We start from the raw sequence: 24,335 nt of genomic DNA, 5'->3' as shown, positions 1-24,335 counted from the left end.
CCGACGAGGAGTGCATGTGGCGCAGTCGCAGGAGAAGAACGACGGGTACGACTACGACGTCATCGTGGTCGGGTCGGGGTTCGGCGGGTCCGTGTCGGCCCTGCGCCTGACCGAGAAGGGCTACAAGGTGGGCGTCCTGGAGGCCGGCCGCCGCTTCACCCGGGAGTCGCTGCCGAAGAACTCCTGGGACCTCAAGAACTACCTGTGGGCCCCGAAACTCGGCATGTACGGCATCCAGCGCATCCATCTGCTGGGCAATGTGATGGTGCTGGCCGGCGCGGGTGTCGGCGGTGGTTCGCTCAACTACGCCAACACCCTCTACGTGCCGCCGAAGGCGTTCTTCGACGACCCCCAGTGGAAGGACATCACCGACTGGCAGGACGAGCTGCGGCCGTACTACGACCAGGCCCGGCGCATGCTCGGGGTGCGGCTCAACCCCACCATGACCCCCTCCGACGTCCATCTGAAGGCGGCGGCCCAGCGGATGGGCGTCGGCGACACCTTCCACCTCGCGCCCGTGGGCGTCTTCTTCGGGGACGGCAAGGACGCGGACGGCACCGCGAAGGCCGCGCCCGGACAGCGGGTGCCCGACCCGTACTTCGGCGGGGCGGGCCCGGAGCGCAACGCCTGCACCGAGTGCGGCGAGTGCATGACCGGCTGCCGGCACGGCGCCAAGAACACCCTGAACGAGAACTACCTCCACCTCGCCCAGAAGGCGGGCGCGGTGGTCCACCCGATGACCACCGTGGTGTCCGTCACCGACGACTCGCGCGGCGGCTACGCGGTGGCCACCCTGCCGACCGACCGGAAGAAAAAGGGCGAGGGGCGGGTCTTCACGGCGCGCCGGGTCGTCCTCGCGGCCGGCACCTACGGCACCCAGACGCTGCTGCACCGCATGCGGACCGGCGGCCAACTGCCGTATCTGTCCAAGCGGCTGGGCGATCTGACCCGCACCAACTCCGAGGCGCTGGTGGGCGCGCAGACCCTCGACCGCCGTTACCGCAAGGTGCACGGCGCGGCGCGGGCCGACTTCACCCGGGGTGTCGCGATCACCTCGTCGATCCACCCGGACGAGAACACCCACATCGAGCCCGTCCGCTACGGCAAGGGCTCCAACGCCATGGGCGGTCTGTCCATCCTCCAGGTGCCGTACGCCGAGGGCTCCTCCCGGGCGCTGGGCTGGCTGGCGAACGCGGCCCGGCACCCGGTGCTCGTCCTGCGCTCCCTGTCCAACCGGCGCTGGTCGGAGCGGACCATCATCGGCCTGGTGATGCAGTCCCTGGACAACTCGCTGACGACGTACCTGAAGCCCGACGGTGTCGGCAAGGGCCTGCTCACCGCCCGGCAGGGGCACGGCTCGCCCAACCCCAAGCAGATCCGCGCGGCCACCGAGGCCGCCACCGCGCTCGCGGCCGAGATCAACGGCTTCCCGGGCAGCAACGTGGGCGAGCTGATGGGGACCCCGCTCACCGCGCACTTCCTGGGCGGCTGCCCCATCGGCGACTCGGCCGAGACCGGCGTGATCGACCCCTACCACCGGCTGTACGGGCATCCCGGCATCTCGGTCGTGGACGGCGCCGCCGTCTCGGCGAACCTGGGCGTCAACCCCTCGCTGACGATCACCGCGCAGGCCGAGCGGGCCATGTCCTTCTGGCCGAACAAGGGCGAGGAGGACCCGCGGCCGGCGCCGGGGGCGGCGTACGAGCGGCTGGCGCCGGTGGAGCCGCGGTCGCCGGCGGTGCCGGCGGGGGCCTTCGGCGCGCTGAAGCTGGCGTTCCTCGGGGTGCCGACGGTGCCGCCGAAGCCGGAGTAGCCGCGGAGATGTGACCCGGATCACAGCGGTTTCCGTGGTGGCGGCGCAACCCTCCGGCGCCGTCGCAGATCAAACCAGCTGCCGGATCAAGAAGACGGTAATGAGGGACCTGCCTTCGGAGGGGGATGCAGGTCCCTCTTCGCGTCCGGTGGAGTCCGGAGGGTCCCGTGAGGTCCCGTGCGTCGGGGGCGGGGTCCGGCGAAGGGGTGCTGTGGTGCCGCGCGGCACGCGGGACGTGCGTACCGCCGGCCGGCCCCGGGCGTCCCCGGAGCCGACCTCTCTTGGTGACCGGGCTGCTGTCCCCTGCCGTCCGGTCACTTCCCTGGAGCGAGGTCCCACGGCGCACGGCACGACCCGTACGCCTCATCGCTCCAGCGAGCCACGCGTGGTTCTGTCGGGCCCGCCCCTGGCTGGCACGGACACCCCGCTAACGAAGCGGCACACCGACCGGTCACGCGCCGTACGGGTGAGACGGCCGTCGAACTCGGATCCGATTGTCGGACGTGTCGGATGTACGGGTCGGGGGCGGCGGGGCGGGCTCGGCTGGCGCATGGGTCAGATGCGCCCCCGGCACAGCTCCAGCAAGGTCATGGCGAGCGCGGTGCCGGGCCTGCCCAGCGCGTCCCGGTAGCGGGCGAGGATCTCCATCTCGCGGTTGAGGCTGACCCGCCGGCCGCCGCTGGCGATGCGGGTCCGCTGGACCACGTCGGAGACCGCCATCCGCTCCTGGACGAGACCGATGATCCGGTCGTCCAACGCGTCGATGCGCTCCCGCGCGGCGGCGATGGTCGCCTCGGGGGTCTCGGTCCCGGCCGTCTCTTCCGGTGTGGTGGTGCTCATGTCGGGGGCTCCTGATCGTGAGGGGGAGCCCCGGAACGACACGACCCGGAAAAGCGACAGGCGCCCCGGGCCTTGTCGGCCCGGGGCGCCTGGGAAGTCGCTCGCGTTTCGCTAAGCAGCACGACCATGGCAACCGGCGGGCCGGGTGCCATAGGTAAAGACGAAGGTCGCGTGCTGAAGCATGCGGCCAGTATGCCACGGCCGGTGCGATGGCTCCTGCCGCGGCCGGGCGCTCGGCGGAAGGCTTTCCGGCCACACCGTTAGACTCGTAGTACAGACCCCCGCCCGGACCACCAGAAGGCACCCCGTGTCATCAGCGACTCCCACTGCCCCCGACACCGTCCTGGTCGTCGACTTCGGTGCGCAGTACGCCCAGCTCATCGCCCGTCGCGTCCGCGAGGCGCGGGTCTACAGCGAGATCGTGCCGAGCACCATGCCGGTCCAGGAGATGCTCGCCAAGAAGCCCGCGGCGATCATCCTCTCCGGCGGCCCCTCGTCGGTCTACGAGGAGGGCGCGCCCAGCCTCGACCGCGCGATCTTCGAGGCCGGCGTCCCCGTCTTCGGCATGTGCTACGGCTTCCAGCTGATGGCGCGCGCCCTCGGCGGCACCGTCGACAACACCGGCGCCCGTGAGTACGGCCGCACCGACCTGCACGTCTCCAAGACGTCCTCCACCCTCTTCGAGGGCACCCCGGCCGAGCAGCAGGTCTGGATGTCGCACGGCGACGCCTGCTCCGCCGCCCCCGAGGGCTTCACGGTCACCGCGTCCACCGACCTGGTCCCGGTCGCCGCGTTCGAGAACGACGAGAAGAAGCTCTACGGCGTCCAGCACCACCCCGAGGTGATGCACTCCACGCACGGCCAGCAGGTGCTCGAGCACTTCCTGTACCGCGGCGCGGGCCTCAAGCCGACCTGGACCACGGGCAACGTGATCGAGGAGCAGGTCGAGGCGATCCGCGAGCTGGTCGGCGACAAGCGCGCGATCTGCGGCCTGTCCGGCGGCGTGGACTCCGCGGTGGCCGCCGCCCTGGTGCAGAAGGCCATCGGCTCCCAGCTGACCTGCGTGTACGTCGACCACGGTCTGATGCGCAAGGGCGAGACCGAGCAGGTCGAGAAGGACTTCGTCGCGGCCACCGGCGTCCAGCTGAAGGTCGTCGACGCCGAGGAGCGCTTCCTGAACGCCCTCGCCGGGGTCAGCGACCCCGAGGAGAAGCGCAAGATCATCGGCCGCGAGTTCATCCGCGTCTTCGAGCAGGCGCAGGCCGAGATCATCGCCGACGAGGGCCCGGCCGTGGAGTTCCTGGTCCAGGGCACCCTGTACCCGGACGTGGTCGAGTCCGGCGGCGGCACCGGCACCGCCAACATCAAGTCGCACCACAACGTCGGCGGCCTGCCCGAGGACCTCGAGTTCAAGCTGGTCGAGCCGCTGCGCAAGCTGTTCAAGGACGAGGTCCGGATGGTCGGCCAGGAGCTCGGCCTGCCCGAGGAGATCGTCCAGCGCCAGCCGTTCCCGGGCCCGGGCCTCGGCATCCGCATCGTCGGCGAGGTGACGAAGGAGCGTCTGGACCTGCTCCGCGAGGCCGACGCCATCGCCCGCGAGGAGCTGACCGCGGCCGGCCTCGACCGCGACATCTGGCAGTGCCCGGTGGTCCTGCTCGCCGATGTGCGCAGCGTGGGCGTCCAGGGCGACGGCCGCACCTACGGTCACCCGATCGTGCTGCGCCCGGTCTCCTCCGAGGACGCCATGACAGCCGACTGGTCCCGGCTGCCCTACGACGTCCTCTCCCGCATCTCGACCCGCATCACCAACGAGGTCCGGGACGTCAACCGCGTCGTCCTCGACGTCACCTCCAAGCCGCCGGGCACCATCGAGTGGGAGTGATCCCCGGCAGTTCCTAGGTCCGCCGGAGAGTCCGCACCGGCTCTCCGGGCTTCCAGACCTGGACGACCAGATACCGGTCGTCCTCGACGAAGGTCCTCACGACCTCCGTCAACTCGGTGCGGAAGAGGTGGAACGGCTCCGGCGGTTCCACCTCTTTCACATATCCGTCCTTGACCGGCCCCGCCCCGACCTCGTACGCCCGCCCGCTGATCCGCACGTCCCCGCCGGCCATCCCGGTGCCCTCGCCCGGATTGGCGTGCAGCGCGAAGCGCGGATCGCGCAGCAGGTCGCGGGCCTTTCGCGAGTCCGGCATCATGCCGAGCCAGAGCCCGCCGTCGTGGAACCGCACCTCCAGACCGGAAAGGCGCGGGGAGCCGTCGGGGCGGACGGTGGCGAGGACGTGGTGCCGGAAGGCACCGAAGCGCTCCTGCGCGGTGCGTGCGAGGGCCGGTTCGGCCGCGGTGAAGTCTGCCCAGTTCATACCGGCCGAGTGTGCCGCCCAATCCCGACATCTTCTGTCGCCCTTCTCATCTGCGCGTCATCTTTACGGAACAGCCCTGCCCTTTTGCGTCCACCGGCGGTAGCTTCCGCCCGTACCGCACTACCAGCGCTGGAGGACCTATGCCCGGGCCCACCCCGCCGCTGCCGCTGCCCACCGACCAGCTGCAGTTCGCCATGCCGCCGATGCACGACTCGGTCGAGGACGAGCGCCGGTACCGCAAGGAACGGCTCGCCGGAGCCCTGCGGATCTTCGCGCGCCAGGGGTTCGAGGACGGCGTCTCCGGCCACATAACCGCCCGCGACCCCGAGTTCACCGACTGCTTCTGGGTCAACCCCTTCGGGATGCCGTTCGGGCACGTCACCGTCAGCGACCTCGTCCTCGCCAATCAGGACGGGCAGGTCGTCGAGGGCCGCTACCACGTCAACCAGGCCGCCTTCACCGTGCACGCCCAGGTCCACGCCGCCCGCCCGGACGTCGTCGCCGTCGCCCACTGCCACTCCGTGCACGGCCGCGCCCTCGCCGCGCTCGGCGAACTCATCGATCCCATCACCCAGGAGAGCTGCGCCTTCTACGAGGACGCCGCCCTCTACGACGCCTACACCGGGGTCACCGTCGACGCCGAGGAGGGCCGCCGGATCGCGTCCGCGCTCGGCTCCCGCAAGGCGCTCGTGCTGCGCAACCACGGGCTGCTCACCGTCGGCGGCTCGGTGGACGCGGCGGCCTGGTGGTTCCTGTCCATGGACCGCTGCTGCCAGGTGCAGCTGCTGGCCCGGGCCGCAGGCCGGCCGGTGCTCATCGACCACAAACTCGCCGCCGCCACCCGCGAACAACTCGGCGGCGACCTGGTCGCTTGGATCAACTACCAGCCCCTCTGGCAGCAGATCACCCGCACCGAACCGGACTTGCTCGGCTGAACCAGGGGGTCGCGGGGCCAGGGGGGCCAGGGGGCGAGGAGGCCATGGGGTGGCGGCCGGCCGCCGGGCGCGGTGGCAATGGTCGTGTCGGTGCCGCCCGTGCGGTCCCGGCCGCGTCGGCACCGGTCGTGTCAACACCATGGACCGTGGTTCACCCGTATGAACCGCCCGGCGGCCCCCGGCCGGTCCCGGTAGGGCACAATTCGCTGTCGACGTACGGGAGTTGCACGACGGCGGGACGGCTCACCGAGGGGCCGGCGGTCGTGCCGCGAAGTCGTGGGGAAGGCGGGCGTCGGACGTGGCGGTGCAGGAGGCCAGAGGGGCGGATGCCGAGGGCGTCCACGAGGGCGGCTGCGGCTGCGGCGACTGTCCGCACGGCGCCCGCGAAGGACACCGGCGTGCCGTCGCCGCTTTCCTGCGGCGGCGCGACGAGTTCGCGGCCGGGCAGGGCCTGCCCGCGGCCGTCGCCCACTCGGCCTCGGCCTCGCGGCAGTGGGTCTCCGAGGAGCTGACCCAGCGGGCGGAGGCCGTCGCCGAACGCGGCCGCGCCGAGGGCGAGATGTGGCTCGCCCGGCTGTGGCTGCGGACGCTGTGCGTGGTGTGGGGCGCGTTCGTCGCCCTGCTGCTCGGCGAGGCACTGACCGCGATCGGGGCCGGCTGGACCAGCGCCCGTACCGCCGCCCTGCTCGCCGCCCTCCTGGTGGCCGGGGCGCTGAGTGCCGCCTGCTGGTTCCACCGGGCGCGCGGCGGCGCGCTCGCCCCGGTGATCGGCGAGGACCATCGCATGTCCACCTCCCGTTCCGTCGCCGCCTGCTGGGTGCTGTTCCTCGGCTACGCCGTCCTGCTGCTGGCGGCCCGTCTGGCCGCCGCCTCCGACCACACCGAGCGCGACGCGCTGATCTCGGGCCTCGATCTCGCCCGTGGCGCCGGTGTGGCGACCGTCCTCGCCGTGGTCTGCGGCATCGCCGTCCTGGTCCGCCGGGTGGTGAGCCTGCGCATCCTCGCCCAGCGGCTGCAGAAGGTGCCCGCCCATCGCCCGCGCGCCGCCGATCTGCTCACCGACGACTCCGGCCGGGGCGCCTTCACCGACATCCAGTACGTCGCCATCAGCGCCGTGGCCCTGGCCTTCGCCGCCGTCCGCCTCGCCCGGCGCCCCGACCAACTGCCCGACCTGCCCTGGGGCCTCGCGGTCGTCGTACTGATCTCGGCCGCCACCTATCTCGCCGGCAAGTACGCGGAGGGCGGCCGGCCGGCCATCCTCTCCGTGGTCCGGGCCCGTGAACCCGGCGACCTGGACGGTCCGATCCGCACCGGCGACGACATCGAGATCCGCGGCACCGGCTTCGTCCCGCCCGGAGCGCAGACCGCCGAACGCCTCTCCCGCATGGTCGTCCGCATCGGCGCCGTCGACGTCCACGTACCGCTCGTCCCGGTAACCGGAGGCTTCCGCAACCCCACGGACACCGTTCTGACCGTCCCCGTACCGGCCGACGTCGAGCCCGGCTCGCTGGAGGTCCAGGTGGTGACCGCGGCCGGAGTGCCGACCAACCGCTACACGGTCCAGATCACCGAGTGAGCGTCCTCCGCTCGCGATCCTCCTCTCATACGAAAGCCTGAAATCCCGAAAAATACCCAGGGGGTGATTGAATCGCTCCTCTCAGTCATACGTATGGTCGGGAGAGCATGCGGAGACAGGCAGGGACGGCGGACGAGAGGCGGCTCGGCAGCATGACCGGTATTCGGATGGACACGCGCACCACCCGGCTGAACAGCCGGAACGGCTGGCGGGACACCGCCGCTCACTACGCCCTGCTGCCCCTGCGCGTCTTCCTCGGGGTCACCTTCCTCTACGCCGGTCTGGACAAGATCACCGACAGCGCCTTCATGAAGGCCGCCGGTGCCGGCTCGATCGGCGACATCATGCGCGGGGCACGCGAGACCACGGCCGTCCCGGCTCTGATCGACCTGGCCCTCAAGAGCCCGGTCGGCTTCGGCTACGCCATCGCCCTCGGCGAACTGGCCATCGGCATCGCCACCCTGCTCGGCCTGTTCGGCCGGTTGGCCGCGCTGGGCGGCGCACTGATCTCGCTGAGCCTGTGGCTGACCATGAGCTGGGCGACGACCCCCTACTACTACGGCAACGACCTCGCCTATCTGATGGCCTGGCTGCCGCTCGTCCTTGCCGGTGCCCCCTATCTCTCCCTGGACGCCGCCTGGCGCGCCCGCCACCGACGGCGGTCCCTCGGCTACATCTAGGCCGACCCCCTTGGGGCCTTCTCGGTTCACCGGCCGGCCCCTGGCCCTGTCACTCGGTGGCCGCCACCACTCGGCGATCGCCCTTTCGGCCGCTCCCAGCGATCGCCCCCCTTCCGATGCCGCTTCCAAAGTGCGCCCGCGGCCCGGCGCGCAGGGCCCCGGGAGCCGACGCCCGCCGCCGTCTAGTCCGCCTCGGCCCCGCCGCGTCCGCGTATCGCCCGGACGACGACGGTCGTGGCCCCGCCCAGGCACAGACCCCCCACCACCAGCGGGACGATCGCGAACCAGGGTGCCCGCCACAGTCCGTTCGCGTCCCCGGCGAACACCACACCGGCGGCCACGAGGAACAGACCGGCGACCAGTTTCCCGGGCCGGAACTCATGACGCAGCACGGTCCACCTCCACCTCTCCCGCCCCGACCTGGAGCGAGAGGTCCAGGGTGCCGCCGTCCGCGCCGCCCTTGACGGGTGACAGGGTCACCTTCCTGTGCCGCTCCGGCTGCACGTCCACGTCCCTTCCGCTCTCCCCGGGCAACTTGATGTCGCCCACTCCCACCTCGATGTCCATCCGCACCGTCGCGTCGGCCGGCACGATCACCTTCAGCCGGCCCGCGCCGATGTGCACGTCCGTGGCGACGGTCTGCCCCTTGGCCAGGTGTATCCGGGTCAGGTCCAAGGTGCCCCGGCCGGTGCCCAGTTCGTATCCCGGCCGGACCCGTGCCGCCGAGGTGGGTATCCAGGAGGTCACCCGCCAGTGCGTGGTGATGTCCCCGGGCATCGCCGCCGCCCCCGCGAGCAGCACCGCCGTGATGACCGCCAGGAACACCGTCCCGGCGCCCGTGCGGCCCAGCACGGCGCTGACCGCGATACCCAGGCCGAAGACGGCCAGCGCACAGGCGAGCCCGGTCTGCAGGCTGTCGCCCAGTGTGTGGGTGTCCCAGGTCAGCCCGGCGCCCAGGCCGCCCGCCAGCAGCGCCAGCAGGAACACCGGGCCGCCGATCCAGCGCGGTCCGCGCGGCTTCGGGGGCGCGGGGCGCGGCGGCCGCACGGCGCCGGGGTGGGTCCAGGGCGTGGCGATGCCGACATCGACGGCGGACAGGAGGTCATCGTCCCGCACGCGGGTGTCGCCGGGGCCCCACAGATAGCCGGTGCCGCCGACATGGCTGCCGTCCTTGACGATCGGGTCCCGCCACCAGGAGGGGTAGGCGGTGACCACCGGCGGTGCCTGCGCCTCCGGCGGGGCGTCGGCGGCGGCCTGCGCGGCCAGCGGGTCGGGGTCGGGAGCACCGCGGTGCCTCGACCAGTACCCGGCGCCCGCGAGCAGCAGCGAGAGCACCGCCGCGAAGGCCAGCGTCCCGGTGTTTCCGAGCATGGTCAGGAAGACTCCGCAGCCGACCAGGGCGAACAGCACGGCGGCCAGTGCCTGGCCGTCGACCCGGCCGGTCAGCAGCTTGCGTACCTCGTTCTCCTCCTCGTCCTCGTACGGCACCAGCAGCCAGACGAAGCCGTAGAAGATGAGGCCGAAGCCACCGGTCGCGGACAGGACGGCGAGGGTGATCCGGAATATCACCGGGTCCATGTCGGTCTGCCGGGCGAGTCCCGCGCACACACCCGCGATCAGCTTGTGCCGTCGCTCGCGCCGGAAGGGTGCCGGGCCGCCGGCGGGGCCGGCCGGAGGAGCCGACGGCTCGTGTCGTCCCCCGTCCCCTGCGCTCCCCGGCTCCTCGAAGACCCCGGAGACACCGGGGTACTCCGCGGACTCCGCGTCGTTCGCGTTCTCCGTGTCCTCCGCGGTCGTCGTGTGCTTCCCTTTCTCCGGGTTCCCCCGTTCGCCCGTGCCGTCCTCGCTGTCCTTGTCTTCCACGCGGGGGGCGGTGCCGCTCCCGGCCACGCCCGTGTTCTGCGTCGCGGCGGGCGCGGCATCCGTCGGCCCGGTGCCCGGCACCGGGCGCGGGCCGGGGCCGGGTCCCGGACCCGTCGCGGCATGCTCGTGATCCGTCATGCGTCCATGGTGACGGCCGCACCGTCGCCACGGCAGCCGGGTCGACCCTGGGCGAACCCTGAAATCGGCCCTGAGACGGGCCGGGGAAGCGTTCGAGCGGCGCGGACCGGCCCGGAAACGGCGCGGTGCCAGGCCCCCGGCCCGGCACCGGGGAAGATCAGGGGCGTCTCGGGGGCCGACCCTGATGCCCCGGCCCGGCCACCCGTGTGACCATCGATGCCATGCCGGAAGCCGCGAGCACGCCCCTCGACGACCCGCGGCCGCCGCGCAAGCTCTACCGCAGCGGCGACGGACGCTGGCTCGGCGGAGTGGCGCGGGGCCTCGCCGGGCATCTCGGGCTGCCCGTCGTCTGGGTCCGGCTCGTGTTCGTCGGCCTGTTCATGGCCAACGGCCTGGGCGCGCTGCTGTACGCGGCGTTCTGGTTCTTCGTGCCGCTCGGTGTCGGCGGCGTCGGCGGGCACCGGCCGGCCCCGGTCGGCACCGAGACCACGCCCGGCGGTCGCCGCAGACTCGTCGCCCGCAAGCCGGACCGCGGTCAGATCGTCGCGCTGCTCCTCATGGTCACCGTGTCCATGGTCTTCGTCAGCAGCGTCGACCTGACCAGTACGGCCAAGGCCTATCTGGTGCCCGCCGTGCTCGTCGCGGCCGGTGTCGCCCTCGTCTGGCGCCAGGCGGACAACGCCCGCCGGGCCCGCTGGGTGGAGGTCGGCCGGCGCCGCCGCACCCTGACGCTGGTGCGCGCGGCCGCCGGTGTCCTGCTCGTCACGGCCGGCGTCTCGGCGATCTTCGTCCTCCAGGGGTCGGCCGCCCACCTCGGCGCCGTGCTCCAGGCCGCGCTCGCCGTCCTCGTCGGCATCACCCTGCTCGTCGGTCCCTATCTGATCCGGGTGACGCAGGATCTGTCCGAGGAGCGGTTGATGCGCATCCGCGCCCAGGAGCGCGCCGAGGTCGCCGCGCATGTGCACGACTCCGTGCTGCACACCCTGACCCTGATCCAGCGCAACGCCGACAACCCGGGCGAGGTCCGCCGCCTCGCCCGCGCCCAGGAGCGGGACCTGCGCACCTGGCTGTACAAGCCGGAGGGCACCGGCAAGGACGAGGCGGACGAGCCCGACACGGTCGCCGAGGCGGTGCGCCGCAGCGCCGCCGAGGTCGAGGACAAGCACGGGGTGCCGATCGAGGTCGTGGTCGTCGGCGACTGCCCGCTGGACGAAAGGACCGGGGCACAGATGCAGGCCGCGCGCGAAGCGATGGTGAACGCCGCCAAGTACGGTGGCGAGGGCGGCGCCGTGCAGGTCTACGCCGAGGTCGAGAGCAGATCGGTGTTCGTGTCCGTGCGCGACCGCGGTCCGGGCTTCGACCTCGACTCGATACCCGCCGACCGGATGGGCGTCAGAGAATCGATCATCGGCCGCATGGAGCGCAACGGCGGCACGGCCCGGCTGCGGGCGGTGCCCGGCGGCGGCACGGAGGTCGAGCTGGAGATGGAGAGGGCGGAGAAGACGGCATGAGCGACGCGACCGAGGCGAACGGCACGGCGGGGGCGGCGGAGGCGGCCGGGGCCGGCGGGCTCGCCGACGGCGGTGCGGACGGGCGGCACGTCCGGGTGGTGCTGGTGGACGACCACCGGATGTTCCGCACCGGCGTCCAGGCGGAGATCGGCCGGACCACCGAGACCGGCGTCGAGGTGGTGGGCGAGGCCGCGGACGTCGACCAGGCGGTCACGGTCATCACCGCGACCCGGCCCGAGGTGGTCCTCCTCGACGTCCATCTGCCCGGCGGTGGTGGTGTCGAGGTGCTGCGCCGGTGTGCCGCGCTGACCGCGGACGCCGAACGACCGGTGCGCTTTCTGGCGCTGTCCGTGTCGGACGCGGCGGAGGACGTGATCGGGGTGATCCGCGGCGGCGCCCGCGGCTACGTCACCAAGACCATCACCGGCACCGACCTGGTGGACTCGATCTTCCGGGTCCAGGAGGGGGACGCGGTCTTCTCGCCGCGGCTGGCCGGGTTCGTCCTGGACGCCTTCGCCTCCACCGACGCCCCGCCCGTGGACGAGGACCTGGACCGTCTCACCCAGCGCGAGCGGGAGGTGCTGCGCCTGATCGCCCGCGGGTACGCGTACAAGGAGATCGCCAAGCAGCTGTTCATCTCGGTGAAGACGGTCGAGTCCCATGTCTCGGCGGTGCTGCGCAAGCTCCAGCTGTCCAACCGTCACGAGCTGACCCGCTGGGCCACCGCACGCCGTCTGGTCTGACCGCGGGACGGCCGGCCTCCGCGGCGGGGCGGCCCGCGCTCACACCACCCGGGTCGCCCCCGCGAACGGCATCTGGTCGATCGGGGCCACGCGTACCGGGGCCGAGGGGTTCGGGGCGTGGATCATTTGGCCGTCGCCGATGTAGAGCCCGACATGGCTGACACCGGAGTAGAAGAACACCAGGTCGCCGGGGCGCAGTTCGGAGCGGGAGACGCGCCGGCCCGCGCCGATCTGGGCGTACGTGGTGCGGGGGAGCGACACCCCGGCGGAGCGGTAGGCGGCCTGGACCAGGCCCGAGCAGTCGAAGGCGTGCGGGCCGGTCGCGCCCCACACATAGGGGCTGCCGAGCTTGGCGAAGGCGTAGGCGACGGCCGCCGCCGCGCGGGAGTCGGGAGCGGCGACGGAACCGGCCCGCTCCAGCGCCTGCCGGGCGTCGTCGGCCGACCGGGACGCGCGGTCCGGGGCGCCGGTGCCGTCGCCGGTGATCCGTCCGCGTTCGCTCGGGGTGAGTTCGGCCAACAGCCGCCGGGCCTCGGCCAGTTTCCCGGTGACGGTCTTCTTCTGCCGTCGCAGTTCGGCCTGGTGCGACCGCAGTGACTTCAGCTCCACGCGTGCGGCGCCGCGCAACCGATCGATCTGCCGCAGCTGTTGCCGTACCCGGGACACGGTGGCGGCCTGCCGGTCTCCGGCGCGTTCGGCGAGCGCGGCGGCGTCCAGATACCGGTCGGGGGCGCTGGACAGGGCCAGCTGCCAGGTGGGGGCGATGTCACCGGAGCGGTACTGCGCGGCGGCGAACGAACCGAGCGCGTCCCGGGCGGTGTTCAGGTGCTGCTCCTCGCGGGCGGCCTCGTCCCGCAGCGAGTCGAGCCGGCGCTCGCCCGCGTCCACCGCGTCCTTCGCGCCGTCGTACTTCTGCGTGGCGGTCTCGGCCTCCCGGTACAGCGTGTCCACCCTGGCCTTCACCTGGGCCGGGGTCGGCCGGGGCGCGGCCTGTCCGGTGCCGTCGAAGCCCGTCGTGGTGGCCGCCCCCGCAAGCGCGAGGACGGCGGCCGCCCGGGCCGTGTGTCCGCCGAGCGGGTGCTGCCGTGGCCTGCGGTGCGCTGCCACCTCTGCCGTCACGTCCTTCCCTGCGACTCGTGCCCCCGGCGGTGGAGGCCGGGGTGCCTGAGAGGAGGACGTTAGAGCGGACGGTGACAAGGTGGTGACACACTGTGCGGAACTGGCTTTCGGGAAGCGGTTCATGACCACATGTGACCGCACGGGAGCGCCTCGGGCGCGTCCTTCACGGAGCGTGCTGATCGAAGTGCGCAAAGTGAGGGATGGATGGGCGGCAGGGTGCTATGGCACCTGTTCGTGCGGGTCGAGCCTTCGGGTGGGGGCGGTGGCGGGACGCCGCGAGGCGCTGGTTAGGCTCCGGCCCCATGGACGTACTCATCCATCTCTTCGTCGGCCTGCACATCATCGGCATCGCCGCGCTGCTCGGCGGTTTCCTCACCCAGATGAAGGCGATGGGCCAGGGCACGGCCCGGTTCGTGCCCGGGATGCTGCACGGCGCGCTGACCATGCTGGTCACCGGCGTGGCCCTGGTCGGCCTCAACCAGGCCCAGGGCGCACAGATCAACACTGTCAAGATCGGTGTGAAGCTGGCGCTGCTGATCGTGATCCTCGGCCTGGTCTACGTCAAGCGGGACGAGGAGCGGGTCGACAAGGCGCAGTTCGGGCTGGTCGGCGCGCTGACCGCGACCAACATCTTCATCGCCGTGCTCTGGACCTGACGGTCAGCGCCCCTCGGCCGCCTCGGCGCGGGCCGTGCGTACCGCGTCGGCGACCGCACCGGCGGCCACCAGCAGCCACACCGCCACCGCCACCCACTCCAGCACGCGCCCCGGGCCCCTGAGCCAGGGGACGCCCACGGCGGTCGCGACGGACAGGGTCGCCGCCGCCGTCATCCCCAGCGGGAAGACCGTCGCCCAGCGGCGCTCGTCGTAGGAGAGCCGGGGCCGGACCGCCTCGGCGACCAGCAGCACCGCGTACACCGCCAGGCACAGCACGAGCAGGACGACCGTCGTCAGACGCAGGGCGTCGCGGTCGTCGTCGTTCCACAGGTACAGGCCCGCCGTGTCCCCGGCGGCGAGCAGGCCCGCCCCGGCCAGTGCCGAGATGGCGAGCGCACCGCCCGAGACCCAGTGGTCCCCGGCCCCCTCCAGCAGCTGCCGCGGGTCGAACCGGAACAGGGCGAGGACGTAGAGCGCCAGCCCCAGCCAGAACAGCACCAGGGCGGTGTGCGCGAGCCACGCCGTGTGCCCGGACGCCGCCAGACCCGCCGCCGACACGGCCAGTCCCTCGGTGGCCACACAGCACAGGAACACCGAGCCCGGCATGCGCGGCTTCCAGTGCCGTACGACGACCGGGAGCAGCACCGCCCAGAGCACCGCCGCCAGGGCCAGCAGCGCCTCGGCCAGCAGCCGACGGCCCAGCATGGAAAGCCGGGAGGCGAGAACGGCGGTCGCGGCCACGGCGGTGAGCGCGCCCGGGCTCCGCGCCTCGGCGGCCCAGCGGCGCGGGTCCAGGACCAGCCGCCGGACGAAACCGACGGCCAGCGCGATCCAGATGACGCCCGCCAGCGCCAGCGCTGTCAGGGAGAGGGCCTCGTCGCCGGTCAGGCGCAGGTCCGTCGACAGGATGCCGGTCGCCATCACGGCGGCTCCGGCGGCCGGCGACCGGCCTGCCCACCACGCGCGCAGACCTGGGATGCCGGGCATGCGTACGATGCTAGCCAGGGACCCGGGCCGGGCGAAGCACGCGCGCGGGGACGCGGGACGCGCGAACGCCCATCCGTTCCCGTCCCGACGGTGACCCACGCCTCACCGCGAAGCGCGGGCCGTCCGCCCGATCGACCGCTTCACCCCCGGGTTCCGGAGACCGGGACCGGTTGTCGGTGGGGCGCCCTAGACTCGGAGAGCGATGAGCAGCCTCTTTGACGACAGCTTCCTGGCGGACCTCCAGCCCCCGCGCGGGCACGACGAGGAACCCCCGCCGCCGCCCGAGGACGAGCACGCTCCGGAACCCCTTCCGGACGATCTGTTCGGCGGGAAGTTCGACATGCCGCCGGACCGGGACACCCATTACCGCGACGGCGCCCCGCGCCCCCCGCTCGACCCGGCGGCCCTGCTGGTGGGGTTGAACGACAACCAGCGCGCCGCGGTCGTGCACGCCGGCTCCCCGCTGCTCATCGTCGCCGGCGCCGGCTCCGGCAAGACCCGCGTGCTCACCCACCGCATCGCCCACCTGCTCGCCGAGCGCGGTGTGCACCCCGGCCAGATCCTCGCGATCACCTTCACCAACAAGGCCGCGGGCGAGATGAAGGAGCGCGTCGAGCAGCTCGTCGGGCCGCGCGCGAACGCCATGTGGGTGATGACCTTCCACAGCGCGTGCGTGCGCATCCTGCGCCGGGAGAGCAAGAAACTCGGCTTCACGTCGTCGTTCTCGATCTACGACGCCGCCGACAGCAAGCGCCTGATGGCCCTGGTCTGCCGCGACCTGGACCTCGACCCCAAGCGCTTCCCGCCCAAGTCCTTCAGCGCCAAGATCAGCAACCTGAAGAACGAGCTGATCGACGAGGAGGACTTCGCCGCCCAGGCCGCCGACGGCTTCGAGAAGACCCTGGCGCAGGCCTACGCGCTGTACCAGTCGCGGCTGCGCGAGGCCAACGCGCTCGACTTCGACGACCTGATCATGACGACGGTCAACCTGCTGCGCGCCTTCCCGGACGTCGCCGAGCACTACCGCCGCCGCTTCCGGCACGTCCTGGTGGACGAGTACCAGGACACCAACCACGCCCAGTACGCCCTGGTCCGCGAGCTGGTCGGCACCGGCGCCCACGACGAGGACGTACCGCCCGGCGAGCACGAGACGCCGCCCGCCGAGCTCTGCGTGGTGGGTGACGCGGACCAGTCGATCTACGCCTTCCGCGGCGCGACGATCCGCAACATCCTCCAGTTCGAGGAGGACTACCCGGACGCGACGACGATCCTGCTGGAGCAGAACTACCGCTCCACCCAGACCATCCTGTCCGCCGCCAACGCGGTCATCGAGCGCAACGAGTCCCGCCGCCCGAAGAACCTGTGGACCAACGCGGGCCAGGGCGCGCGGATCACCGGCTATGTCGCCGACACCGAGCACGACGAGGCGCAGTTCGTCGCCGACGAGATAGACCGGCTCACGGACGCGGGCGAGGCGCGCGCCGGGGACGTGGCCGTCTTCTACCGCACCAACGCGCAGTCCCGTGTCTTCGAAGAGGTCTTCATCCGCGTCGGCCTGCCCTACAAGGTCGTCGGCGGTGTCCGCTTCTACGAGCGCAAGGAGGTCCGGGACGTCCTCGCCTACCTGCGCGTCCTCGCCAACCCCGAGGACTCGGTGCCGCTGCGCCGCATCCTCAACGTGCCCAAGCGGGGCATCGGCGAACGCGCGGAGGCGATGATCGACGCCCTCGCCCAGCGCGAGAAGATCAGCTTCCCGCAGGCGCTCAAGCGGGTGGACGAGGCGTACGGCATGGCCGCCCGCTCCACCAACGCGGTCAAGCGCTTCAACACGCTGATGGAGGACCTGCGCACCATCGTGGAGTCCGGCGCCGGACCGGCCACCGTCCTGGAGGCCATACTCGAACGCACCGGTTATCTGGCCGAGTTGCAGAACTCGACCGACCCGCAGGACGAGACCCGTATCGAGAACCTCCAGGAACTCGCCGCCGTCGCCCTGGAGTTCGAGCAGGAGCGCGGCGAGGGCGAAGCGGCGTCGGGCGGCACGCTCGCCGACTTCCTGGAGCAGGTCGCCCTGGTCGCCGACTCCGACCAGATCCCCGACGAGGAGGACGGCGACGGCGTCATCACCCTGATGACCCTGCACACCGCCAAGGGCCTTGAGTTCCCGGTCGTGTTCCTGACCGGCATGGAGGACGGCGTCTTCCCGCACATGCGCGCCCTCGGACAGGTCAAGGAGCTGGAGGAGGAACGGCGGCTGGCCTATGTGGGCATCACCCGGGCGCGGGAGCGGCTGTACCTGACGCGGTCCGCGATGCGCAGTGCCTGGGGGCAGCCGTCGTACAACCCGCCCTCCCGCTTCCTGGAGGAGATCCCGGCGACCCACGTGGACTGGAAGCGCACGGGCGCGACGGCACCGATGTCCTCCGGGCCGGTGTCCGGGGTCGCGGCCTCGCTGTCGTCGTCGCGTTCGCGCTCCTCGGCGTCGGGCGCCTCCGGTTTCGCCACGCGGCGGACCGCGGAGAAGCCGGTGGTCGCGCTGTCCGTCGGGGACCGGGTGACGCACGACCAGTTCGGTCTCGGCACCGTCGTCGGGGTCAAGGGCACGGGCGCCAACGCGGAGGCCACGATCGACTTCGGCGACACCAAGCCGAAGCGGCTGCTGCTGCGGTACGCGCCGGTGGAGAAGCTGTAGCACCGGGAAGGCCCTCGCCGGACGGCGAGGGCCTCACTGCTCAGGTGGGATCGAGACCGTGGCTCCGCAGCCAGGGCAGCGGGTCGATCGCCGCGCCGCCCGCGGGCCGCACCTCGAAGTGCAGGTGCGGGCCGGTGGAGTTGCCGGAGTTGCCGGAGTAGGCGATCGGCTCGCCGGCCTTCACGGTGGTACCGGGGGAGACGCGGTAGCTGGACAGGTGGCAGTACCAGGTCTCCGTGCCGTCCTTCGCGGTCAGGATCATCATGTTGCCGTAGGCGCTGTTCCACTTGGTGGAGACGGTGCCGTCGGTCGCCGCCATCACCGTGGTGCCGTACGAGACCGGGAAGTCGATGCCGGTGTGCACGGACATCCAGTTGACGCCCGCCTGCCCGAAGTAGGCGCTCAGCCCCCGCTGGGCGACCGGCAGCGCGAACTTGGGGCGCAGCCGCTCCTTCAGCGCGGCCTCCGCGGCGGCCTTCTTCTTCTCCAGGTCCTGCTGCGCCTTGAGGTCGATCCGCTCCTGGGTGCGGCTCGCCCGGTCGGCGAAGTCGTCGGCACCGGCCGACAGGGTCCTGAGCTGGCTGTCCAGCTTGCTGTTGGCCACCGACGGCTGGACCGCGTGCGCGTCCGAGGCGCTGGCGGTGGTCTCCGTGCCGCCGTCGTCGTGCAGGGCGTTGACGGAGGCCGCGGCGATCCCGGCGACCCCCATCACACAGACCGAGGGCACGGCGACGGTCAGCAGCGCGGAGCGCTTGGCGGGCGTACGACGTCGGGAACGCGCCCCGGCCCGTGAGCCGGCGCGCCCCACCGGAGCCGGGGCGGTCTCCTCGCGCTGCTCCAACGGGTCCGGTCCGGTGGCGAATTCCCCGTCGACGGCCGGGTCGCCGAGCCCCTCGAAGGTCGCGGTCTCCTGCTGGTCGAACGGGACGGCGTCCGGTTCGGCGAACACCGGCGCGACCGGGTCGGCGCAGTTCCACTGCGTGGCGTCGTAGGCGCCCGTGTCGAAGGACTGGGCGTCCCACTCCCACTGCTGCGTGGCGTCGGCACCGCCCTGGCCGGGGTGCAGCCAGGCGTTCGCGTCCCACTGGCCGCTTGTGTCGTGGCCGGTGGCCTGCGCGGGGAACGACCAGGCGGTGGTGTCGTGACCGCCGGTGTCGTAGCCGTTCTGGTGCTGGGCCGGGTAGGCGCCGTACGCGTGGCTCTGGCCCGTGTCCATGCCGGACTGCCATTGGCCAGTGGCATATTCACCCGTGGTCTGGTGGCCGCCCGGCGGGCCGACGAAGAGCGGATCGCCGTGGAAATCGGGGGCGGGTACGGAACCGCTGGTGAAACCGGTGGCGTCATAGCCGCCGTACGTGGTGAAGTCGCCGTAGGTGGCTTCCGGGGTGCCGTACGGCGCGGGGGGTGCAGCGGAGGCGTCGGAAGCCGGGGCCGGGGCAGGCATGGTCCCCGACGGGTGACGGTCGTTCACCAACTTCTCTTTCGCCTCGACAACAGGGGCTGCCAGAGCAGTGCGGCGACTGTACCCGGCGGTCCGTGGGCGCGACAATCTTCCGCCGGTTTCGCGGCGGCCGGAAACGGGCAATCGGCGCCGTTTCGGGGGACGCCAGGCCTGAAGTTGGCTTTCTGTTCGATGTACGTTCGATGTCAGAGGGCTGTGTGGCGGTGCCGCGCGGGCCTCAGGCCACGGTCAGGCCGTTCGTGAACCGGCCCCCGGGGCGGGGTGAGTCCAGCGCCTCGCGTATCCCGGCCGCCACGGTGGGGTGCACCGGCAGGGCGAGGTGGCCGATGCCGGTCACCCGTATGTTCCGCGCGTCGAGGTCGGGGTGTTCCAGGCAGGCCGTCTCCAGCGGGTTCATCAGCGGGTCCAGGTCGCTCCAGAAGCTGACGAACCGGGTGCGGCAGCCGGGTGCGGGCCGTCCCAGTTCCTCGATGACCGCCGAACCCGGCCGCATCTGGCGCACGATCGGGTGGGCGTCGGCCAGGAGGGGCGCCACCCGGGTGCCCGCGTGCGGGGTGCCGAGGGTGACCAGCGTGCGCACCCGCAGGTCACCGCCCAGACACTGCACGTAGTACCGCGCGATGAGGCCGCCGAGGCTGTGCCCCACGATGTCCACCCGGGCGCTGCCCAGGCGTTCGCATATCTCCTCCACATGCCGGCCGAGCAGTTCGGCAGCGGCGCGGATGTCGCAGGTCAGCGGGGAGTAGTTGAGCGACTCCACCCGCTGTCCGCCGTGCTGGGCCAGGCTGCGGCGCAGCAGCACGAACACCGAGCGGTTGTCGATGAAACCGTGCAGCAGCACCACCGGGGGGCCGGGCCGGACGGGCAGCCGCGCGGTTTTGCCGTCCACCGGCGGTATGGGGGCGGGGCGCTCTTGCAGCAGACCGGTCGGGTAGAGCAGCAGATGTCCGGCGAGGACGGCGGCGTCCAGCGCGGTCGCCTTCAGCAGCGTCATGGACACCCCGGCCAGCCTGCCGGGCCACAGCCTGCGGCAGTACGGGAAGAAGAGCGGCACTACTCCGGTGACCTTCATGGTCGACCTCCCGTCGGCACACGGGAGACGGCTCCGTACCCCGTGTGCCTACATGTCCCACTCTGTGAGTTCCCCGTCGCCGCGCGCCGTAAAACCGCCGGTTGCGGGATGCTGGAGGTAACGCTCGTTCACTTCGACGACGGGTGGCGGGCGGCACCGGGGGTGCGGTACTTGTCGATACGGCGGAGGCGCTCGCCTTCGTGCTCGGGTGATGGAGGCAGTGATGGGTGTGGCAACCGGTCCGATCCGCGTGGTGGTCGCCAAGCCGGGCCTCGACGGCCACGACCGCGGGGCGAAGGTCATCGCGCGGGCCCTGCGCGACGCCGGGATGGAGGTCATCTACACCGGCCTCCACCAGACGCCGGAGCAGATCGTCGACACGGCCCTCCAGGAGGACGCCGACGCCATCGGACTGTCCATCTTGTCCGGCGCGCACAACACCCTGTTCGCCGCGGTCATCGACCTGCTCAAGGAGCGTGACGCCGAGGACATCCTCGTCTTCGGCGGCGGCATCATCCCGGAGGAGGACATCGCACCGCTGAAGGAGAAGGGCGTCGCGGAGATCTTCACCCCGGGGGCGACGACCGCCTCGATCGTGGAGTGGGTGCGGGAGCACGTCGCCCAGCCGGCGGCCTCGGGGGGCTGAACCGGGGGCGCGCGGCGGCACGGCCGTCATGGCGCCGGGCGCGGGGACCGGTCCTCCCCGCCGGTTACGTCGTGTTCCCCGGCCCCGGAGCCGTCGGACGGTGACGGGACTTCCCCCGCGTCGGAGACGGCGGCCGGCACCGGCCGGTGCTCCGGCGCACCGGCGGTGTCCTTCGGTGCCAGCTCGTCGGCCATCGCCGCCCGCAGCCGCAGCGTGGTGACGAGCCGCTGGAACGCCTCGGCCCAGTAACCCCCGGCGCCCGGCGCCGCGTCCTCCCGCTCGTCGGGCACCGCGAGCAGCGCCTGCAGCCGGGCGGCCTCCGCCGGGTCCAGACAGCGCTCCGCGAGCCCCATCACCCCGCTGAAGCTCCACGGATAACTCCCCGCGTCACGCGCGATGTTGAGGGCGTCCACCACGGCCCGGCCCAGCGGTGCAGCCCAGGGCACCCCGCACACGCCCAGCAGCTGGAACGCCTCCGACAGTCCGTGCGTCGCGATGAACCCGGCGACCCACTCGGCCCGTTCGACGGGATCCAGCGTGGCCAGCAGTTTGGCGCGCTCGGCCAGGGACACCGCGCCCGGACCGCCCGCCTCCGGGGACGACGGCGAGCCGAGCAGCGCCCGCGCCCACACGGCGTCCCGCTGCCGCACCGCGGCCCGGCACCAGGCCGCGTGCAGCTCGCCCTGCCAGTCGTCCGCCACGGGCAGTGCCACGATCTGCGACGCCGTCCGCCCGCCGAGCCGGTCCGGCCAGGTGCGCAGCGGCGCGGCCTCCACCAACTGCCCCAGCCACCAGGACCGTTCTCCCCGGCCCGCGGGCGGGGTGGCCACCACGCCGTCGCGCTCCATGCCGGAGTCGCACTCGTGCGGCGCCTCCACCGTGATCACCGGCGCGCCGCCGGTACGGTCCAGGGCCACGCACGCCGAGGCCCGTACGGCCATGCGCGCGGCCAGCGCCGAGTCCGGCAGCGCCGACAGCAGTTCCGCCGCCGTGGCCCGGACGTTGCGGCTGCGGTCGCCCAGCGCCTTCTCCAGGAAGGGCTCGTCCGCGGCGGACAGGCCGGCGCGCAGCGAGTCCAGGAACATCAGGCGGTCCTCGGCCCGCTCCGTCGGCCAGGTCCCGGCCAGCAGTTCGCGGGCGAGCGCGGGGGTGCGGGAGCGCAGCGCGCCCAGCAGAGCCACCCGTTCGGCGAACAGCCCCTCCTGCCACAGCTTGTGTATCGCCTCCTCGTCCCCGGGCTCCGGCAGTGCCGTGCCGCCGGGGGCCGAGCGCAGGGCGAACCGCCAGTCGGGGTTGAACCGGGCCAGCCACAGCGCCCGGGGCCCTGCGAACGCCAGCGCGGCCGGGCGCAGGTCGGTACGGCCCCGGGCCGCGTCCAGCAGCGCGGGGAGCGCCTGCGCGGGGGCCGCGTACCCGTGCGCGTTGGCCGCCGCGAGCCACTGCGGGAGCAGCTCCGTCAGGTCCGGGGAACTGCCCCGGCGACCGCCGCCGGACGCGCCGCCGGCCCGGTCGGCCAGCAGCATGGCCAGCCTGCGGGCCGCCGCCGCGGGCAGCGCGGGGCGGGGATCGCCGGGCGCCCGCTCCGGGCGCCGGCCCGCCCGCGCGGGACGCAGTCCGGCCCGGCGCCGCACGGTGATCTCGGCGGCTGCGTCCAGCAGTGCGACGGGGGCCGGGCGGCCGGGTGCGAGCCGCGCGGGAGGACGCCGGTCGGTGCCGAGGAGGGCAGCGGTGACCAGGTCCTCCCAGGCGCCGGCGGGGGACGCGCCGCTGCCGTCGGTGGTGGTGCCGTTCATCGGGGTGCCTTCCCTTCGCGTGCGTGCGGATGTGCCGGGGCGGTCAGCACAGGGCCACCGCCTCCCGTGCGCCCTCCGGCCAGGCCGTGAGCGGGGTGAAGCCGCGGTGGCCGCATTCGCCGAAGACCGTGACGGGGGCGCCGCCGGACAGGGCGAGCAGCCGCCACGGACCGGGTCGGGAGCGGCTGGTCCGGGTCAGCGGGAGGGCCGAGTCCCGGTCGGCGTCGGCCAGTTGCCACCAGTCGCCGTCCGGAACCGGGACGACCCGCTCCAGCGTCACCGGGACCGACTCCAGCCAGGGGTCCTGGCGCAGGGCCGTGCCGTACCGCGCCACCGCCTCGGCGGTGGTCACGCCCGGCGGACGGAACCCGGCCGGCGCGGGCGCGGCGAACCGCTCGCCCAGCGCGGCCCGGGACTGACCGGCGCCGGGGTACCCGGACAGCTCGGCGTCCAGGACGAGGCCGACGGGCAGGGACAGCTCCGGCGCCCGTCCGCCCGCGCCGTAGGACAGCACCAGGCGGGTGCGGCCCGACTCGGCGCCGTACAGCCAGATCCGGCGGGTCGTCAGTTTCGCGTCCGCCGAGTCGTACTGGGCGAGGACCAGCCAGTGGTCGCGCTCGGCCGGACCGTCCGCCGCGGCGGGCAGGCCGATCCGGGAACGGACGGTGGCCGCCAGGGGCTCCGGCAGCCGGTCCCGGCGCAGCCAGCCCTGGTCGAGCAGGTGCAGCAGCGCGCACTCCTCGAGCAGCCGCGCCGGCCAGCCCGCGCCGGAGCCGGGTATCGCACCCAGCTCCCGCACCCGGGCGGCCAGTCCGGGCGCCTGGGCGTCGACCATGCGGGCCGCCGTCTCCTCCCACATTCCGTACCCGGCCTGTTCGGCAGGGGCAAGGCCGCCGCGCAGCAGGTCGGCCAGGCGGCGCTCCAGTTCGGTCGCGCCCGCCGTGACCCGTTCGGCCCGGCGCTCGGCCCGGCGCCGCGCCGCCTCCGGATCGGCGGCCGGGGCGCCCTCGCCGGCCTCCGTCCGCTTCTTCTCCGCACGACCGCGCCGGTCCGCGAGCCACTGCCCGGCCCAGTCCGGCGGCGCGGCGCGGGCCGGCACCGAGCTGTCGTCGCCCGCCCACAGCAGGAGCAGCCCGAGCGCGTGCTTGCACGGGAACTTACGGCTCGGACAACTGCACCGGTACGCCGGTCCGGTGAGGTCGACCACCGTCTGGTACGGCTTGCTGCCGCTGCCCTTGCACAGCCCCCACACCGCCTCCGTCCCGCTCCCCGCCCCGGACCACGGACCCGCCGTGCCGAGCTTGCCACCCGCCTTGCGTGACGCGGCGTCAGGCGCCAGTGCCAGCACCTGGTCCGCGGTCCAGCGCACCCCCTGCTCAGTCATGCGAACGACGGTAGGACCCGCCACTGACAATCGGTCGGGCGAGCGCGTTCATGCTGGTCAGA

General features: G+C 72.9%; 20 protein-coding genes. 10 read left to right on the top strand and 10 right to left on the bottom strand.

Annotated features, from left to right (window positions below; all coding sequences use genetic code 11):
- The first annotated feature begins 16 nt into the window (after positions 1-16).
- A complete protein-coding gene (locus tag HZZ00_RS32990) occupies positions 17-1,813 on the top strand; it encodes a GMC family oxidoreductase N-terminal domain-containing protein (protein ID WP_180329791.1) in 1,797 nt (598 codons plus the stop codon).
- Between the two features lie 555 nt (positions 1,814-2,368).
- On the opposite strand, the gene HZZ00_RS32985 is transcribed toward HZZ00_RS32990, so the two are convergent.
- On the bottom strand, positions 2,369-2,653 hold the full coding sequence (locus HZZ00_RS32985) for a chorismate mutase (protein WP_180329790.1): 285 nt from the start codon (positions 2,651-2,653) through the stop codon (positions 2,369-2,371).
- A 307-nt stretch (positions 2,654-2,960) separates the two neighbouring features.
- On the opposite strand from HZZ00_RS32985, the gene guaA reads away from it, so the two are divergent.
- A complete protein-coding gene (guaA, locus tag HZZ00_RS32980) occupies positions 2,961-4,535 on the top strand; it encodes a glutamine-hydrolyzing GMP synthase (RefSeq protein ID WP_070026259.1) in 1,575 nt (524 codons plus the stop codon).
- A gap of 13 nt (positions 4,536-4,548) precedes the next feature.
- Here the strand turns inward: guaA and HZZ00_RS32975 are convergent, their stop codons facing one another.
- Complete coding sequence (locus tag HZZ00_RS32975) at positions 4,549-5,016, bottom strand: pyridoxamine 5'-phosphate oxidase family protein (protein ID WP_180329789.1); 468 nt, start codon at positions 5,014-5,016, stop codon at positions 4,549-4,551.
- 140 nt (positions 5,017-5,156) lie between these two features.
- On the opposite strand from HZZ00_RS32975, the gene HZZ00_RS32970 reads away from it, so the two are divergent.
- The 3 genes from HZZ00_RS32970 (at position 5,157) to HZZ00_RS32960 (ending at position 8,207) form a co-directional block, all read left to right on the top strand.
- Complete coding sequence (locus tag HZZ00_RS32970) at positions 5,157-5,951, top strand: class II aldolase/adducin family protein (RefSeq protein ID WP_180329788.1); 795 nt, start codon at positions 5,157-5,159, stop codon at positions 5,949-5,951.
- 298 nt (positions 5,952-6,249) lie between these two features.
- Entirely contained in the window at positions 6,250-7,527 is a 1,278-nt protein-coding gene (locus HZZ00_RS32965; protein ID WP_180329787.1) for a hypothetical protein, read from the top strand.
- Between the two features lie 167 nt (positions 7,528-7,694).
- Positions 7,695-8,207, top strand: coding sequence for a DoxX family protein (locus HZZ00_RS32960; RefSeq protein WP_180333809.1), 513 nt, complete (start codon positions 7,695-7,697; stop codon positions 8,205-8,207).
- Between the two features lie 182 nt (positions 8,208-8,389).
- On the opposite strand, the gene HZZ00_RS32955 is transcribed toward HZZ00_RS32960, so the two are convergent.
- Complete coding sequence (locus HZZ00_RS32955) at positions 8,390-8,599, bottom strand: hypothetical protein (RefSeq protein WP_070026255.1); 210 nt, start codon at positions 8,597-8,599, stop codon at positions 8,390-8,392.
- A complete protein-coding gene (locus HZZ00_RS32950; RefSeq protein WP_180329786.1) occupies positions 8,586-10,208 on the bottom strand; it encodes a PspC domain-containing protein in 1,623 nt (540 codons plus the stop codon). Before HZZ00_RS32950 ends, HZZ00_RS32955 begins: the two co-directional genes overlap by 14 nt.
- A gap of 221 nt (positions 10,209-10,429) precedes the next feature.
- On the opposite strand from HZZ00_RS32950, the gene HZZ00_RS32945 reads away from it, so the two are divergent.
- Positions 10,430-11,719, top strand: coding sequence for an ATP-binding protein (locus tag HZZ00_RS32945; protein ID WP_180329785.1), 1,290 nt, complete (start codon positions 10,430-10,432; stop codon positions 11,717-11,719).
- Positions 11,716-12,462 carry a response regulator transcription factor gene (locus HZZ00_RS32940; RefSeq protein ID WP_180329784.1) on the top strand — a complete coding sequence of 249 codons (747 nt, stop codon included), beginning with the start codon at positions 11,716-11,718 and terminating at the stop codon, positions 12,460-12,462. The genes HZZ00_RS32945 and HZZ00_RS32940 overlap by 4 nt, the downstream gene beginning before the upstream one ends.
- Positions 12,463-12,501: 39 nt before the next feature.
- Here the strand turns inward: HZZ00_RS32940 and HZZ00_RS32935 are convergent, their stop codons facing one another.
- Positions 12,502-13,569: an NlpC/P60 family protein gene (locus tag HZZ00_RS32935; protein WP_180333808.1), complete on the bottom strand. Its 1,068-nt coding sequence runs from the start codon at positions 13,567-13,569 to the stop codon at positions 12,502-12,504.
- 314 nt (positions 13,570-13,883) lie between these two features.
- Here HZZ00_RS32935 and HZZ00_RS32930 point away from each other — a divergent pair, with 314 nt between their 5' ends.
- Positions 13,884-14,237, top strand: coding sequence for a hypothetical protein (locus tag HZZ00_RS32930; RefSeq protein ID WP_070026252.1), 354 nt, complete (start codon positions 13,884-13,886; stop codon positions 14,235-14,237).
- Positions 14,238-14,240: 3 nt separating this feature from the next.
- On the opposite strand, the gene HZZ00_RS32925 is transcribed toward HZZ00_RS32930, so the two are convergent.
- Positions 14,241-15,224: a tellurite resistance/C4-dicarboxylate transporter family protein gene (locus HZZ00_RS32925; RefSeq protein WP_180329783.1), complete on the bottom strand. Its 984-nt coding sequence runs from the start codon at positions 15,222-15,224 to the stop codon at positions 14,241-14,243.
- A 202-nt stretch (positions 15,225-15,426) separates the two neighbouring features.
- Here HZZ00_RS32925 and pcrA point away from each other — a divergent pair, with 202 nt between their 5' ends.
- A complete protein-coding gene (gene pcrA, locus HZZ00_RS32920; RefSeq protein ID WP_180329782.1) occupies positions 15,427-17,916 on the top strand; it encodes a DNA helicase PcrA in 2,490 nt (829 codons plus the stop codon).
- 40 nt (positions 17,917-17,956) lie between these two features.
- Here pcrA and HZZ00_RS32915 read toward each other — a convergent pair whose 3' ends face one another.
- A complete protein-coding gene (locus HZZ00_RS32915) occupies positions 17,957-19,387 on the bottom strand; it encodes a M23 family metallopeptidase (RefSeq protein ID WP_180329781.1) in 1,431 nt (476 codons plus the stop codon).
- A 208-nt stretch (positions 19,388-19,595) separates the two neighbouring features.
- A complete protein-coding gene (locus tag HZZ00_RS32910; RefSeq protein ID WP_180329780.1) occupies positions 19,596-20,450 on the bottom strand; it encodes a triacylglycerol lipase in 855 nt (284 codons plus the stop codon).
- Positions 20,451-20,673: 223 nt separating this feature from the next.
- Here HZZ00_RS32910 and HZZ00_RS32905 point away from each other — a divergent pair, with 223 nt between their 5' ends.
- Positions 20,674-21,096, top strand: coding sequence for a cobalamin B12-binding domain-containing protein (locus tag HZZ00_RS32905; protein WP_070026248.1), 423 nt, complete (start codon positions 20,674-20,676; stop codon positions 21,094-21,096).
- A gap of 26 nt (positions 21,097-21,122) precedes the next feature.
- Here the strand turns inward: HZZ00_RS32905 and HZZ00_RS32900 are convergent, their stop codons facing one another.
- Positions 21,123-22,889: a DUF5691 domain-containing protein gene (locus HZZ00_RS32900; protein ID WP_257585501.1), complete on the bottom strand. Its 1,767-nt coding sequence runs from the start codon at positions 22,887-22,889 to the stop codon at positions 21,123-21,125.
- Between the two features lie 43 nt (positions 22,890-22,932).
- On the bottom strand, positions 22,933-24,273 hold the full coding sequence (locus tag HZZ00_RS32895) for an SWIM zinc finger family protein (RefSeq protein WP_180329779.1): 1,341 nt from the start codon (positions 24,271-24,273) through the stop codon (positions 22,933-22,935).
- Between the last annotated feature and the right edge of the window lie 62 nt (positions 24,274-24,335).

It is taken from the genome of Streptomyces sp. NEAU-sy36 (genome assembly GCF_013423905.1).
Lineage (GTDB): Bacteria > Actinomycetota > Actinomycetes > Streptomycetales > Streptomycetaceae > Streptomyces > Streptomyces misionensis.
Note: the sequence above shows the minus strand (reverse complement) of the source record. Positions and strands in the feature narration are given on the sequence as shown.